General features: G+C 67.3%; 12 protein-coding genes. 11 read left to right on the forward strand and 1 reads right to left on the reverse strand.

Annotated elements, in window-relative coordinates; all coding sequences use genetic code 11:
• The first annotated feature begins 13 nt into the window (after positions 1 to 13).
• The 7 genes from MAF45_RS07590 to MAF45_RS07620 all read left to right on the forward strand — a co-directional run bounded on the left by MAF45_RS07590 (position 14) and on the right by MAF45_RS07620 (position 7,504).
• Positions 14 to 2,014, forward strand: a complete 2,001-nt coding sequence (locus tag MAF45_RS07590; RefSeq protein ID WP_237979034.1) for a ribonuclease catalytic domain-containing protein — start codon at positions 14 to 16, stop codon at positions 2,012 to 2,014.
• 151 nt (positions 2,015 to 2,165) lie between these two features.
• A complete protein-coding gene (gene aroE, locus MAF45_RS07595) occupies positions 2,166 to 3,011 on the forward strand; it encodes a shikimate dehydrogenase (protein WP_237979035.1) in 846 nt (281 codons plus the stop codon).
• Positions 3,008 to 3,739, forward strand: coding sequence for a monofunctional biosynthetic peptidoglycan transglycosylase (gene mtgA, locus MAF45_RS07600; protein WP_237979036.1), 732 nt, complete (start codon positions 3,008 to 3,010; stop codon positions 3,737 to 3,739). Before aroE ends, mtgA begins: the two co-directional genes overlap by 4 nt.
• 81 nt (positions 3,740 to 3,820) lie before the next feature.
• Positions 3,821 to 5,353 (forward strand): magnesium transporter, encoded by a 1,533-nt coding sequence (gene mgtE / locus MAF45_RS07605; RefSeq protein ID WP_370659314.1) that lies wholly within the window; start codon positions 3,821 to 3,823, stop codon positions 5,351 to 5,353.
• Between the two features lie 272 nt (positions 5,354 to 5,625).
• Complete coding sequence (locus MAF45_RS07610; protein ID WP_237979037.1) at positions 5,626 to 6,354, forward strand: transglycosylase SLT domain-containing protein; 729 nt, start codon at positions 5,626 to 5,628, stop codon at positions 6,352 to 6,354.
• 62 nt (positions 6,355 to 6,416) lie between these two features.
• Entirely contained in the window at positions 6,417 to 6,857 is a 441-nt protein-coding gene (locus tag MAF45_RS07615) for a guanyl-specific ribonuclease (RefSeq protein ID WP_237979038.1), read from the forward strand.
• 32 nt (positions 6,858 to 6,889) lie between these two features.
• Complete coding sequence (locus tag MAF45_RS07620) at positions 6,890 to 7,504, forward strand: hypothetical protein (protein ID WP_237979039.1); 615 nt, start codon at positions 6,890 to 6,892, stop codon at positions 7,502 to 7,504.
• 24 nt (positions 7,505 to 7,528) lie between these two features.
• On the opposite strand, the gene MAF45_RS07625 is transcribed toward MAF45_RS07620, so the two are convergent.
• On the reverse strand, positions 7,529 to 8,251 hold the full coding sequence (locus MAF45_RS07625; protein ID WP_237979040.1) for a 16S rRNA (uracil(1498)-N(3))-methyltransferase: 723 nt from the start codon (positions 8,249 to 8,251) through the stop codon (positions 7,529 to 7,531).
• A gap of 166 nt (positions 8,252 to 8,417) precedes the next feature.
• On the opposite strand from MAF45_RS07625, the gene tkt reads away from it, so the two are divergent.
• From tkt to MAF45_RS07645, 4 genes are all read left to right on the forward strand, one after another.
• Positions 8,418 to 10,421, forward strand: coding sequence for a transketolase (gene tkt / locus MAF45_RS07630; RefSeq protein WP_237979041.1), 2,004 nt, complete (start codon positions 8,418 to 8,420; stop codon positions 10,419 to 10,421).
• A 54-nt stretch (positions 10,422 to 10,475) separates the two neighbouring features.
• Positions 10,476 to 11,498, forward strand: a complete 1,023-nt coding sequence (gene gap, locus MAF45_RS07635; protein ID WP_237979042.1) for a type I glyceraldehyde-3-phosphate dehydrogenase — start codon at positions 10,476 to 10,478, stop codon at positions 11,496 to 11,498.
• Between the two features lie 118 nt (positions 11,499 to 11,616).
• Positions 11,617 to 12,453, forward strand: a complete 837-nt coding sequence (locus MAF45_RS07640) for an RNA methyltransferase (RefSeq protein WP_237979043.1) — start codon at positions 11,617 to 11,619, stop codon at positions 12,451 to 12,453.
• Positions 12,454 to 12,572: 119 nt separating this feature from the next.
• On the forward strand, positions 12,573 to 13,787 hold the full coding sequence (locus MAF45_RS07645; protein ID WP_237979044.1) for a phosphoglycerate kinase: 1,215 nt from the start codon (positions 12,573 to 12,575) through the stop codon (positions 13,785 to 13,787).
• Positions 13,788 to 13,799 lie beyond the last annotated feature (12 nt).

Raw genomic sequence — 13,799 nt, forward strand, 5'->3', positions numbered from 1 at the left:
ACAGCTTCTTTTTATGACGAATCTTTTTTTCGACGACAACGGTTCATTCAAGGCGGGCGCCGTCCTTTCTGCAGACAAGAACACCTACCAGGTGGAGCTCCCGACCGGGCGGCGCACCAAGGTGAAGCAGGCGAAGGTCTATTTTGAGTTCGCCTCGCCCGCGCCCGCCCAGTTCATGGAGCAGGCCCAGGCGAAGGCCTCGGAGCTCGATCCCTCGTTTCTCTGGGAGGTGGCTCCGCAGGAGGAGTTCGCCTACGAGGATCTCGCCCGGGAGTACTACGGCGCGGAGCCCTCGCCGGTGGAGCGCGCGGCGCTGCTGCTCGCCCTCTTCAACAATCCCGTCTACTTCTACCGCAAGGGCCGCGGGCGCTTCCGCCCGGCTCCCGAGGAGACGCTCAAGCGCGCGCTCGAGGCCCTGGAGCGCAGGCGCCGGCAGGAAGAGCGGCGCCGCGAGATCACCGGGGAGCTGATCGCGGGGCGCGTGCCCCCCGAGATTGCCGCCGACCCTGTGGGGCTGCTCGTGCACCCCGACAAGAACAGCATCGAGTGGAAAGCGCTTTGCGACGCCGCCGCGGAGACCCGCCGCACGCCGCTCAAGCTGCTACTGTCGGTCAAGGCGATCGGCTCGCCCTGGCAGTGGCACGTTCGCTCCTTCTACGAGGAGAACTTCCCCGAAGGCGCAGGCTTTCCGGACGATCTCCCGCAGCCCCCGCAGAACGACTGGGCGGAGCTGCCGCTGTCGGACGCGGTGCCGTTTTCGATCGATGACTCCTCCACCACGGAGATCGACGACGCGACGTCCGTGACGCCGCTCGGCAACGGGCGCACGCGCGTCGGCATCCACATCGCGGCCCCTTCCCTCGGGATGAAGCGCGGCGACGCGATGGACCAGTTTGTGCGCGGCCGGATGTCCACGGTCTACGCCCCGGGGCTGAAGACCACGATGTTGCCCGAGAGCTGGGTGAAGGCCTTCTCGCTCGACGAGGGGAAGATCTCGCCGTGTCTGTCGCTTTACGCGGTGGTCGATGACGCGACCTTCAGCGTGCTTTCAACCGACACGCGGCTTGAGCGGGTGCGCATGGACGTGAATCTGCGCTACGACCAGTGGGACGGGCAGGTGACCGAGGAGGCGATCGAGTCGGGCGGCCTCACCATTCCGCACGCCGCCGACATCACGTACCTGTGGCGCTTCGCCAGGCACCTGCAGGCCGAGCGCGAGAAGGTGCGCGGGCGGCCCGAGCCCCGCGGCAAGGTTGACTGGTACTTCGATCTCGAGGGCGAGGGCGAGGACGCGGTGATCCACGTGAAGGGCCGCCGCCGCGGCGAACCTCTCGACCTTCTCGTGGGCGAGTCGATGATCTTCGCCAACAGCACCTGGGGAGCCTGGCTTGAGGAGCACGAGACGGCCGGCATCTACCGCAGCCAGAGGATGGGCCGGGTGCGCATGAGCACCACGGGCGGCCCCCACGACGGGCTGGGGGTGGCGCGCTACTCGTGGTGCACCTCGCCGCTCAGGCGCTACGTCGACCTCGTGAACCAGCAGCAGATCATCGCTGTCGTCATGGGCGAGAAGCCCCCCTATGAGCGCAACGACGCGGACTTCTTCTCCATCGTCGAGACCTTCGAGACGATCTACGAGAGCTACAAGTCCTTCCAGATCCGCATGGAGCGGTACTGGTCGCTGCGCTGGATCGAGCAGGAGGGGCTGCGCAGCATCGAGGCTGCGGTGGTGAAGGACGACCTCGTGCGCATCGACGGGCTGCCGTTCATGCAGCGCGTGCCGGGGCTGCCAGAGCTCGAGCGCGGTCAGCGGGTGATGCTCGATGTGGTCGCGCTCGACTACGTCGACCTTGTGCTCGAGGTGAAGCTGCGGGAGGTGCGCGGCGGCAGGGAGGAGCTCGGGGACCCGGAGGAGGATCCCGAGCAGGAGCAAGAGCAGGAGCAGCTGCCGCAGGCTCCGCAGGAGCAGGAGTCCGGGGACGCGCCGGCGCCGCAGGCCGACCCCCGGCCCTGAAGGCTCGTCCTGCGGCTGCCCGCCTGCCGCAGGAGGAGGCTGGCCCGCGGCCTCTTCTTGTGATAGAAAGGGAGGAAAACGGCACGAGGCGCCGCGGGCCGCCCTGGAGGGCAGCGGCGCAGGAGTCCTGAGTACTGTTCAAGGAGAGATCATGAAAAAGCCCGATCGCTACGCAGTGCTGGGCAATCCCATTGCGCACAGCCTGTCGCCGGAAATTCACCGCAGCTTTGCCCGCAGTCTGGGCGAGAGCATCGTCTACGAGAAGCTCGAGGTGCCGATCGGGGGCTTTTCCGACTTCGTCGACTCGCTGATCGAGCAGGGCTACAAGGGCTGCAACATCACGCTGCCCTTCAAGATGGAGGCGTACAAGTACGCCGAGCGGCTCACCGTGCGGGCGAGAGGCTGCGGCGCGGTCAACACCCTTATTTTCGGCAGCCGCGTGACAGGAGACAACACGGACGGCGCGGGCTTCGTCGCGGACGTGACGGGCCGCTTCGGCTTTCCGATCGAAGGCTCGAGCATTCTCGTGCTCGGAGCCGGGGGCGGCGTGAGGGGACTGCTGCCGTCGCTGCTCGAACTCAACCCGAAGTGGATCGCGGTCGCCAACCGCACGATGGAGCGCGCCGAGGCGCTCGCGAGCAGCTTCGGGATCGACGCCATCGCCTACGAGGAGACCGCGGCCGAGCACTTCGACCTCATCATCAACGCCACTTCGACGAGTCTGTCCAACCTGGCCCCTCCGGTGCCGAAGGCGGCCTTCGCTGAGGCCTCGCTCGCCTACGACCTCGTCTATGCGGCGCGGCCCACGCCTTTTATGGAGCTCGCGCTGAAGTCGGGCGCCCGAAAGGCGGTCGACGGGCTGGGCATGCTCATCGAGCAGGCTGCGGAGAGCTACGCGGACTGGCGCGGGGTGAGGCCCGACACCGGCTCGACTTACGGCGAGATCCGCTCCCTGCTTGAAAACCGCGCGGCCTCGGCGGCTGCGGCCCGGCCGTGACCGGGGCGCTGCGGGCCTTCCTGAGGCATCCCGCAAGGAACGCGCTGCTCGCGCTTGCGGCCGCGGCGCTGCTCTGGCACATCTTCATTCTGGGGGAGGCGGCCGCCTACCGGTGGGTCAATCCCACGATGACGCCCTACATGAAGCTCGAGCGCGCCCGGATCGCCGCGGAGGGCCGGCGCGTTCCCTTCCGGCATGAATGGATACCGCTGTCGCGCATGGGGCCGAACATCAAGCGCGCGGTCATCGCCTCCGAGGACCAGAAGTTCCTCCACCACGACGGGGTCGACTGGGACGCCCTCGAGCTCGAGATGGAAAAGCACCTCGAAAAGGGGCGCGGCGGGGGCGCCTCCACCATCACGCAGCAGGTGGTGAAGAACGTCTTTCTCACCCATGAGCACAGCTATATCCGCAAGGCCCGGGAGATCCTGATATCGCTCGCGCTCGACCGCCTGTGGCCCAAGAGCCGGATCCTCGAGGTGTATCTGAACACCGCCGAGTTCGGCGAGGGGATCTTCGGCGTGCAGTCGGCCGCAAAGTACTACTTCGGCTGCAGCGCCTCGGCCCTGACCGAAGCTCAGGCGGCGTTTCTCGCGGCGATCCTGCCGCGGCCGCGCTACTACCAGGTCCACCGGGGCTCGGCGTTCATCAGGCGCAAGGCCGCCCGCATCGAGTATTACATGCAGCGCACGCCCCTGCGGGCCGGCGGGGAAAACCTCGCGCGCTGAAAGCCCGCGGATCCGGGCCGCCGTTCGGTGCTGCGGGCCTCTTGCGGGTACAATCGTGCTCACCAACACCGGAGTGCCGAAATGAGCGGAGCTCGCACAGACATGGTCGAGGAAGAAAAAAAACAGCACAAAGAAGAGCCTGCCGCGGCTGCTGCGGCTCCCTCAAGCCCCATGCGCGATCCTGACGACGCGAGCAACGCGCTCGCGCGGGTACAGCAGATTTTTGACGAGCTCGAGGACCAGGAGGAGAAAAGCGGGCGGCAGCGCCAGCACGATGACGCCGAGCGCTCCGAGGCGGTTCCCGTCACGCCGGAGGCGGCCCGCGAGCTCAGGGCGATCTGCGAGCGGCTGCATCCTTCGGACATAGCCTGGGTGCTGGAGGCCCTGCCGCTTGACGAGCGCCTCGCACTCTGGAATTTCGTCGGCAGCGACCGCGACGGCGAAATCCTGATCGAAGTCAACGAGGGCGTCCGCGAGACCCTGATCGAGGCCATGAACCGCGACGAGCTCGTCGATGCGGTGGAGACGCTCGACACCGACGAGATCGCGGACCTGGTGCCCGACCTGCCTCCCGATGTTTCTGCCGAGGTTCAGGAAGGGCTGTCGATGGAGGAGCGCTCGCAGCTGCGGGCGGCCATGTCCTATCCGGAGGACAGCGTCGGCGCCCGCATGGACTTCGAGCTGGTCACGGTGCGCGAGGACGCGACCCTGGGATCGGTGCTCGAGCAGCTGCGGCGCTATAAGGCGCTGCCCGACCACACCGACAAGGTGTTCGTGGTCGACCGCGGGGGACATTTCCGCGGCACACTTTCCCTGTCGCGCATCCTCGTGAACAGTCCCTCCAAGGTCGTGAAGGACGTGATGCAGAAGGACGTGCTCACGCTCTCGCCGCTTGACAGCGAAAGCGACGCCGCCCAGGCCTTCGAGCGCTACGACCTCGTCTCCGCCGCCGTGGTCGACGAGGCGAGCCGGCTGGTGGGCCGCCTCACCGTCGACGAGGTGGTCGACGTCATACGCGAGGAGAGCCAGGAGGACGCCTTCGGCGCCGTGGGCCTCGACGATGACCAGGACATCTTCAGCAGCGTCTGGGAGACCGCGCGCTCGCGCTGGCTCTGGCTGGGCGTGAACCTCTGCACGGCCTTCATCGCCTCGCGCGTGATCAGCGCCTTCGACGGCACGATCTCGAGGGTGGTGGCGCTCGCCGCTCTGATGCCCATCGTGGCGGGCATGGCGGGCAACTCCGGCAACCAGACGCTCACCCTGCTCGTGAGGTCAATGGCGATGGGGCAGGTGACGGCGAGCAACATTCCTGACGTGCTGCGCCGCGAGACCCTGGTCGCCTTGATCAACGGCATCATGTGGGGCGTCATCTCGGGGCTGCTCGTGTGGTTCCTGTACCGCGATTCCGGCCAGGGCATGATGCTCGGCTTCGTGATGTTCCTCGCGATGATGCTCAACATCATCCTCGGCGCGATCGTGGGGGCTGCCGTGCCGCTCGTGCTTCGGGCCCTCGGGCGCGACCCCGCGATGGGCGGCTCGGTGCTGCTCACGTTCATGACCGACTCGGGCGGCTTCCTCATTTTCCTGTCGCTCGCAACCCTCTTCTTCCGCTGAAGCGGCGCCCGGGGATTATTCCCTAAGAGGTATTTCTCCGGCGCGCGGCCGGGTGCCTGCGGCCGAATAGATTAAACTAAACCCTCAGGGGCCTCCCGAAGCGGCGGCCCTGCAGTGCTTTTTGTGTCCCGGATGAACCGGGCGAAAGGACGGTAAACCAGAAAAAACAGCGATCCGGCGCGCGGCGGCGCCCGCCCCGAGGCAGGAAGAAAGCCCCGGCAGGCAGCGGTGCCGCAGCAGACTGTGCGGCGCGCCTGACGCGAAGAAGCCTTATGAGACATAACTCGAGAAACCTCTTTTCATCGCTCACTTTCCATCTTCGTCAGACGCTTGTCGTGCTGGCCGGAGGGATTTTCTGCATTTCCGCCTCAGCCGCTTCCGCGGCGGACGCTGAAATCCAGAAAGCGCCTCAGGCCGAGGCGGCCGCCGCTGCGGAAGAACCCGCGACCTACCGCAGCCACCTCGCCGATTACGTGGCGCGCGCCTACAAGGTTCCGCGCGACCAGATCGAGCGCATCATCGACGGCGCAATCGAGGCCGGGCGGCGCAACAACCTCGATCCGCTGCTCATCCTTTCCATTACGGCGGCCGAGTCCGCCTTCAATCCCAACGCACGCAACCGCAGCTCCGGCGCGAGCGGGCTGATGCAGGTGGTGCCGAAGGTCCACGCGAGCCGCTTCAAGAAAAAAAGCGGCGGCGTGTTCGACATTGAGACGAACCTGCAGGTGGGCAGCGAGTTGCTGCGCGAGCTGATCGACCGCACCGGGTCGCTGCCGCGGGCGCTCAAGCTCTATATGGGCGGGGCTCTGCTCTCGCACGACCAGGGATACGGCAACAAAGTGACGCGCGAGCACAGCCGCATGAAGCTCGCCGCGCAGGGCGACGTCTCCGAGGCGGTGAGCCTTCATCACTCGCGCCGGCCTGCTGAGAGTTTCGGCGACAAGATCTCCGGCACCTTCACCGAGTTCCGCAACTGGCTCTCGGAGGTGACGGGAGGCTGAAGGCGAGCGGCGGGTAAACGCCGCAGCCCCGAGCTCCCGCCGGCGCCCAAGGAAGAGCCGCTATGCTGAAGAAACTGCTCGACAGGTCCCGCTCTCTTTTCGGAGCCGGCGTTCTCGCAGTCCTTCTCACCATTGCGATCGCCGCCATCGTCTTTTCGCCCGGCGTGTCTGAAAAAGGCCGCTGGGGAAGCCTCTGGGGCGCCGCCGAGGAGATTTCGGTGAAGGACCTGCCCCCGGAGGCGCGGGCGAAGCTCGCGGCCATCAAGGCGGGCGGCCCCTTCGAGTACAAAGACGACGGCCTTGTCTTTCGCAACCGGCAGAAGAAGCTCCCCATCAAGCGGCGCGGGTACTACCGCCTCTATATCGTTCCCACCCCCGGAGTGAAGGGGACGGGCAAGCGCCGCATCGTAGCCGGCCTCGGCAAGAAGGGCAGCGTCGCGACCAGCGGCGAGTACTGGTACACCTCCGACGACTACGAGGTGCTGCACCGGATCCGGGAATAGCCGCCGCACGGCAGGAAACAGGAGAGACGCCCATGTGGGTTCGCACGCTTATCGTCGCTTTCGGGCTTGCCATGGGAATCGGGCTGTGCGCCTACGTGGCGCGGCGCCTGATGCGCCTGGGCGGCCGCGGCGCGGCGGGCACCGCGCTGCGCTGGGGGCTCTTTCCGCTCGCGCTCTTTCTCGTTGCGGCGCCCCTGCTCGCGATGCACGGGCTGCTGCGCGCGATTGCCGGGATGACGCTGCTTGTGGCGGGGCTGTGCGCCATCTGCTTCTTGGTCGGGCTGGTGATCGGGCTGTGGAAGGAATCGCTTCGAAACGCCGGGCCCTATGTGCTCGACCCCACCATCGCGCTCAACCGGCCGCCCAAGAAATTCTTTGCCGCGCTGCTCGTGGTGAGCCTGGCGGGCTTCGCGCCCTGGCTTTTTTCCTACTCCGTGAGCCTCATCCTGCTCGATCTCACCGACCTGAGCCTTAACTCGCCGAAGCTCGTAGCGGTCTTCGAGGACTTCAGCGCGAAGGTCGCCCCGGCCGGAGCCGTCAGCCTCGCCGCGGCGGCGGTCTCGGGCCTGATGTCGCTCGGCTACGACTGGACCCTTGGCGCCGTGATCGAGCGGATCCTCACCGCAAGGGAAAAGCGCCGGCCCTGAATAAAGGCTGGCGCCGAGCTGGCCTCAGAGGAGGTAGTCGCCCGCGACCGCGTTGGCCGCCGCGAGCGCCGCGAGCCCTGCGGTCTCCGTGCGCAGGATCCTCGGGCCGAGCAGGGCGCGCTCCCACCCGAGGCTGTCGGCCGCGAGCAGCTCCGAGTCTTCGAATCCTCCCTCGGGGCCGACGGCGAAGGCGGCCGAAGATGCGCCCGAAAGCGCGGGCGCGCACCCGGCCGACGGGGCGAGGATGAAGCGCCTTTCGGCGCGCACCCCCGAGAGCATGGCCTCGAGGCTGGGCCACGCCTTCACCGGCGGCAGCACGCTGCGGCCGCACTGCTCGCAGGCCGCAATGGCGCACGTCTCCAGCTTTTCAAGGCGCTTTCTGAGTTTTTCGCCCGAGAGCCGCGTCACGCAGCGCCGGGCCGGGAAAAGGTCGATTTCGGCCGCGCCGATCTCGACGGCCTTCTCAACGATCCAGTCGAGCTTCTCGGGAGAAACGAAGGCCTGGGCGAGCGTGAGCCGCAGCGGGGACTCGAGGCTGCGCTCGAGCGGCTTCGGGTCGAGCAGCGCGGTGCCCCCGCTGCTGAATTCCAGGGAGCCCTCCACGCGCCTGCCGCGGCCGTCAAAGACTTCCGCCCGGTCGCCGGAGCGCAGCCGAAGAACAATCATCGCATGGTGCGAGGCCTTTTCCGGCAGCTCGATGCGGCCTTCGGCCCAGGGCCCGGGCACGTAAAAACGAGGGGTGGTCAAGTTGAAAACTCCTTTTCCCGGCGGTTGCCGCCCTGGAACCCCGGGGCGCCTTCTGCCGCTAGAGGCCGCCGAAAGACATTAAAATTCCAGGGGACGGGGCGCGGCTCGCCGCCGTTTCCCCCGATCGCAATATTAATTCACCTCTCAGAATCCTTAGCATACAAAAATGCCCAACTCTTCAGTTTCCCCGCAGCGGCTCGCCTCCGCGATCCGCGCCCTTGCCATGGATGCCGTCCAGAAAGCGAAATCGGGTCACCCCGGCATGCCCCTCGGCATGGCCGACATCGCCGTGGCGCTCTGGACGCGGCATCTGCGGCACAATCCCGCCGATCCGAAGTGGCTGGGACGCGACCGGTTCATCCTCTCGAACGGGCACGGCTCCATGCTGCAGTACGCGCTGCTGCACCTCACGGGCTACGACCTGTCGATGGACGACATCCGCGCCTTCCGGCAGCTTGGCTCGCGCACTCCGGGCCATCCTGAATACGGCGTGACCCCCGGCGTGGAGACGAGCACGGGACCGCTCGGGCAGGGCATTGCCAACGGCGTGGGCATGGCGCTTGCCGAGAAGATCCTCGGCGCGGAATTCAACCGCCCGGGCTTCCCCGTCATCAGCAACCGCACCTACGTGTTCCTCGGCGACGGGTGCATGATGGAGGGCATCAGCCACGAGGCCTGCTCGCTTGCGGGCGTCTGGCGCCTGGGGCGCCTCATCGCGCTGTACGACGACAACGGAATTTCGATTGATGGAAACGTCTCGGGGTGGTTCCGCGATGATACGAAGAAGCGATTCGAGGCCTACGGCTGGAAGGTGATCGGGCCGATCGACGGTCACGACATCGACGCGGTCGACCGGGCGCTGTCCGAGGCCGAGTCGCAGGAGGAGAGGCCGACGCTCATCATCTGCCGCACCACGATCGGCAAGGGCGCCCCGAAGCTCGAGGGCACGAACAAAGTGCACGGCTCGCCTATGGGCGGGGAGGAGATCGCCGCAACCCGCCGGGCGATCGGCTGGGAGTACGGCCCCTTCGAGATCCCCGAGGATGTCTACAGGGCCTTTGACGCGCGTCCGGCCGGAGCCCGGCTCGAGGCGGCCTACGACGAGATGTTCGCGCGCTACGAGAAGGCTTATCCGGAGCTCGCCGCGGAGCTGCGCCGCCGCATCGCCGGCGACCTGCCCGCGGACTACGCCGAAGTGGTGCGCGCGGCCGTCTCCGGGGCGCAGCAGGCCGCCGAGACCGTCGCCACCCGCAAGGCGAGCCAGAAGGCGCTTTCCGCCATCTGCCCGCACGTGCCCGAGATGCTCGGAGGCTCCGCGGACCTCACCGGCTCGAATCTGACCAACTGGGCCGGGGTCGAGTCTTTCTCGGCCGACCACCTCTCCGGGCGGCACATCTCCTACGGGGTGCGCGAGTTCGCGATGTCGGCCATCATGAACGGCATCGCCCTCTACGGGGGGCTCATTCCCTTCGGGGCCACCTTCCTCACGTTCTCCGACTATGCGAAGAACGCGATCCGCATGGCCGCGCTCATGAAGATCCGCTCGATCTTCGTCTACACTCACGACTCGATCGGCGTGGGAGAGGACGGGCCGACCCACCAGCCGGTTGAGCAGACGGCGAGCCTGAGGCTCATCCCGGGGCTGGACGTCTGGAGGCCCTGCGACACGGTTGAGGCGGCGGTGGCCTGGGGATGCGCGATCGCGAAGAAAGACGGCCCGAGCGCCCTCATCTTCTCGCGCCAGGGCGCCCGCTTCATGCATGAGCAGGGCGACTGCGCCGAGAGCATCAGGCGCGGCGGCTACGTGCTGCGGGACGCCGAAGGGGCGCGCGCCGTGATCGTCGCGACCGGCACCGAGGTCCAGCTCGCGGCCGACATCCAGGCAAAGCTCGCCGAGGAGGGGATCCCCGTCCGGCTGGTCTCCATGCCGTGCACCGAGCGCTTCGACGCGCAGGACGAGGTCTGGAGAAGGAGCGTGCTGCCCGAGGGGCTGCCGGTGCTCACCATTGAGGCCGGCGTCACGGCCGGCTGGGCCCGCTATCTCGGCGGGCGCGGCAGCTCGATCGGCATCGACCGCTTCGGGGCTTCGGCTCCGGCCTCGGCCCTGTGGCCGCTCTTCGGCTTCACGGTCGAAAACGGCGTGGCCCGCGTGAAGGATCTCCTGCGCTGAAGGACTAACGATTCAACTCCTGGAAAGTACACGAAAGGACTAAAGGAACCTTAAATGACAATTCGCCTTGGCATCAACGGATTCGGCCGAATCGGCCGCTGCGCGCTGCGCGCCCTCTACGAGGAGAAGCTCTGGGATGACGTGAAGGTGGTGGCGGTGAATGCGACCGGCCCGATTGAAACCAACCGGCTGCTGCTGCGCCACGATTCGACGCATGGCCTGTTCAACGCCGAAGTCGAGGTGGCCGACGGGCGCGACCTCGTCGTGAACGGCGACCGCATCCGCACCTTCTCGACCTACAACCCCGAGGAGATCGACTGGGGCTCGTGCGGCGTCGACGTGGTGCTCGAGTGCACCGGTAAGTTCCGCACGCGCGACACCGCCGGCGTCCATCTCAAGACCGGTGCGAAAAAGGTGCTGATCTCCGCGCCTAGCAAGGACGCGGACGCGATGGTGGTGTTCGGCGTGAACGAGGGCATTCTCACGCCCGACATGAAGGTCGTCTCGAACGGCTCGTGCACGACCAACGGCCTCGCGCCTCTCGCGAAGGCTCTCAACCGCAGGCTTGGCATCGTCCACGGCCTCATGACCACCGTCCACGCGGTGACCAACGACCAGGTGCTGCTCGACCGCAACCACAAGGACATCCGCCGCGCCCGCTCTGCGATCGCCTCGATGATCCCGACCAAGACCGGGGCCGCGAAGGCGATCGGCGTGGTGCTGCCCGAGCTCGCCGGGAAGCTGGATGGGTTCGCGATGCGCGTGCCCACGATGGACGTGTCCTTCGTCGACCTCACTTTCGAGGCGGCCCGGGAGACGACCCCCGAGGAAGTCAACGCCATCATGAAGGATGAGGCCTCGAAGCCCGACTACAAGGGCGTGCTCGCTTACAGCGACGAAATGCTGGTCTCCTGCGACTTCTGCCACACGCACGTCTCCTCGACTTTCGACGCGACGCTCACGCGCGTGATCGGCGGACGCTCGAACTTCGTGAAAGTCGGTTCCTGGTACGACAACGAGTGGGGCTTCTCCTGCCGCATGCTCGACACCGCCCGCGCGATGGCCCTAGCAAAGTAAGGCGCTCTGTGGCCCGGGGGAAAGGCCCCGGGGCCGCCCGGACGGCCCTCTTCTCCAGCGGAGGGGCGGGCCGCGCCTGCTTTTTCCCTGATTTTTTCCCCTTTGAAGTCTCAAGCAGATGAAGGATTCCTTTTCGCGCGTGCGCTTCGTGCTCGCCGATCCCAGCATTCCCGCCAATATCGGCGCTGCCGCCCGCGCGGTGAAAACCATGGGCTTCGGCAGCCTCTGGGTGTCGAATCCCCGGGTGCGGGACTACCGCGAGGACCCGGATGCGGTGCGTCTTTCCACCCAGGCGCTCGACGTCCTGCGCTCGAGTCGCCGGACCGATACCCTGAGCGAGGCGCTCGAGGGCGTGCGCTTCGCCTGGGCGCTTTCGGGTTACGACCGGGAGTACGGCCCGCCGATCTGCGGGCTCGAGGAAGCGGCCCGGTCCTCGGCCCGGATGCTCGCCGATCCCGGGGCCGCGGGCGACATCGCCTTTGTGTTCGGCACCGAGCGCGACGGGCTTGCGAACAGCGAAGTGCTGCTCTGCCAGGGCATCGCCGCCATCCCCGCCTCGGAGTCGATGACGAGCCTCAACCTCGCGCAGGCCGTGCAGGTCTGCGCCTATGAGATGAGGCGCGCCCTGCGGCTCGCTTCAGGCGAAGGCGGGACGCTGTTGCCCTGGGAAAAGCGCTTCCGGCGCGCCGCCCCCGCCTCGGCCGAGGCGATGGACGGCTTCATGGGACACCTGGAGCGGGCGCTTGAAGCGGTCGGGATGACCGCCCCGGGCGACCCGCATCGGATCATGGAGCGGCTGCGCACGCTTTTTGACCGCGCCGCGCCGAGCGATGACGAGGTGGTGCTGCTGAGGGCGATCTGCGCGGCGGTCATTCGTCCGCGGAAGGCCCGCCCGGGGCTGCCGCCGCGGGCGGCAGAGCCTGAAGGCGGCTGGAAGGCCGGCCGGGCGCGCTGAGCTGCTGGGCGCCCTGTCCATTTGACGGTGCGGCTTTTACAATAGACGCGCCTGCAAGGGGAGGCCCGCCGCCTCCCGCTTGATTCCTTTTTCTTCCCACATTTTTACGGGAGTGATCCATGCGGGTCAAAACACTCGAAGAACTGGCCGGGTCCGGCGTGCTCAAAGGCCGCCGCGTCCTGATCCGAAGCGACCTCAACGCCCCTCACGACGAGGCGGGAAACGTGACTGACGACACGCGTCTGCGTGCTTCTCTGCCCGCCTACCGCATGGCGCTCGAAGCGGGCGCGGCCGTGATGGTGATGAGCCACCGGGGCCGCCCGACCGAGGGCAGCCTCAGGCCCGAGGACAGCCTCGAGCACGTCGCCGCGCGGCTCTCGGAGCTGCTCGGCCGCAGGGTGCCGCTCGTGCGCGACTGGCTCGACGGAGTCGAGGTAAAGCCCGGCGAGATCGTTCTCCTTGAGAACTGCCGCTGCAACAAGGGCGAAAAGAAGAATGACCCGGAGCTCGCGCGGCGCTATGCCTCGCTCTGCGACGTCTATGTGAACGACGCGTTCGGCACCGCGCACCGTGCCCAGGCTTCAACCGAGGGCGTCGCGCGGGTCGCGAAGGTCGCCTGCGCCGGGCCGCTGCTCGCCCGGGAAATCGACGCGCTCACCCGCGCGGTCGAAGAAGCGCGCCATCCCCTGATGGCGATCGTGGCCGGCTCCAAGGTCTCCACCAAGCTGACGATCCTCAACCACCTCGCCGGCCGGGTCGACCGGCTTGTGGTGGGCGGGGGCATCGCCAACACGTTCCTGCTCGCCCGCGGCGCAGCGATCGGCAGGTCGCTGGCCGAGCCCGACCTCGTGCCGGAGTGCCTGATGGTGCTCGAGACGCTGAAGTCGAAGGGGGCCGAAATGCCGCTGCCCGTCGATGTGGTGGTCTCCAAGAGCTTTTCGCCCGAAGGCCCGTACCGCACCTGCGCGGTGGGCGAGGTGGCCGACGACGAGATGATCCTTGACATCGGGCCCGAGTCGCGCCGCGCGCTCGACCGCGAAGTCCGCGCCGCCAGAACGATCGTGTGGAACGGCCCGGTGGGCGTGTTCGAAATGGAGCCTTTTGCGGGCGGCACGAAGGCGCTCGCTGAATCCGTTGCGGCGGCCACCGCCCAGGGCGCCTTCTCGATCGTGGGGGGAGGCGACACGATTTCCGCGGTTCGCTCCTTCGGCGTTGCCGACAAGGTCTCCTACATTTCCACGGGCGGCGGTGCGTTCCTCGAATTCCTTGAGGGGAAGACTCTGCCGGCGGTGGCGGCGCTCGAGGCGAGGGCCGACGATCCGGTGAAGCTCTGAGCAAGAGGCGGC

This window comes from Mesosutterella porci (assembly GCF_022134585.1).
Taxonomy (GTDB): domain Bacteria; phylum Pseudomonadota; class Gammaproteobacteria; order Burkholderiales; family Burkholderiaceae_F; genus Mesosutterella; species Mesosutterella porci.

What these genes read in the sequence shown, in the direction of transcription:
- MAF45_RS07590 (WP_237979034.1), top strand. Translation starts at nt 14, where the DNA reads ATGACGAATCTTTTTTTCGACGACAACGGTTCATTCAAGGCGGGCGCC.
- aroE (WP_237979035.1), top strand. Translation starts at nt 2,166, where the DNA reads ATGAAAAAGCCCGATCGCTACGCAGTGCTGGGCAATCCCATTGCGCAC.
- mgtE (WP_370659314.1), top strand. Translation starts at nt 3,821, where the DNA reads ATGAGCGGAGCTCGCACAGACATGGTCGAGGAAGAAAAAAAACAGCAC.
- MAF45_RS07610 (WP_237979037.1), top strand. Translation starts at nt 5,626, where the DNA reads ATGAGACATAACTCGAGAAACCTCTTTTCATCGCTCACTTTCCATCTT.
- MAF45_RS07615 (WP_237979038.1), top strand. Translation starts at nt 6,417, where the DNA reads ATGCTGAAGAAACTGCTCGACAGGTCCCGCTCTCTTTTCGGAGCCGGC.
- MAF45_RS07620 (WP_237979039.1), top strand. Translation starts at nt 6,890, where the DNA reads ATGTGGGTTCGCACGCTTATCGTCGCTTTCGGGCTTGCCATGGGAATC.
- tkt (WP_237979041.1), top strand. Translation starts at nt 8,418, where the DNA reads ATGCCCAACTCTTCAGTTTCCCCGCAGCGGCTCGCCTCCGCGATCCGC.
- gap (WP_237979042.1), top strand. Translation starts at nt 10,476, where the DNA reads ATGACAATTCGCCTTGGCATCAACGGATTCGGCCGAATCGGCCGCTGC.
- MAF45_RS07640 (WP_237979043.1), top strand. Translation starts at nt 11,617, where the DNA reads ATGAAGGATTCCTTTTCGCGCGTGCGCTTCGTGCTCGCCGATCCCAGC.
- MAF45_RS07645 (WP_237979044.1), top strand. Translation starts at nt 12,573, where the DNA reads ATGCGGGTCAAAACACTCGAAGAACTGGCCGGGTCCGGCGTGCTCAAA.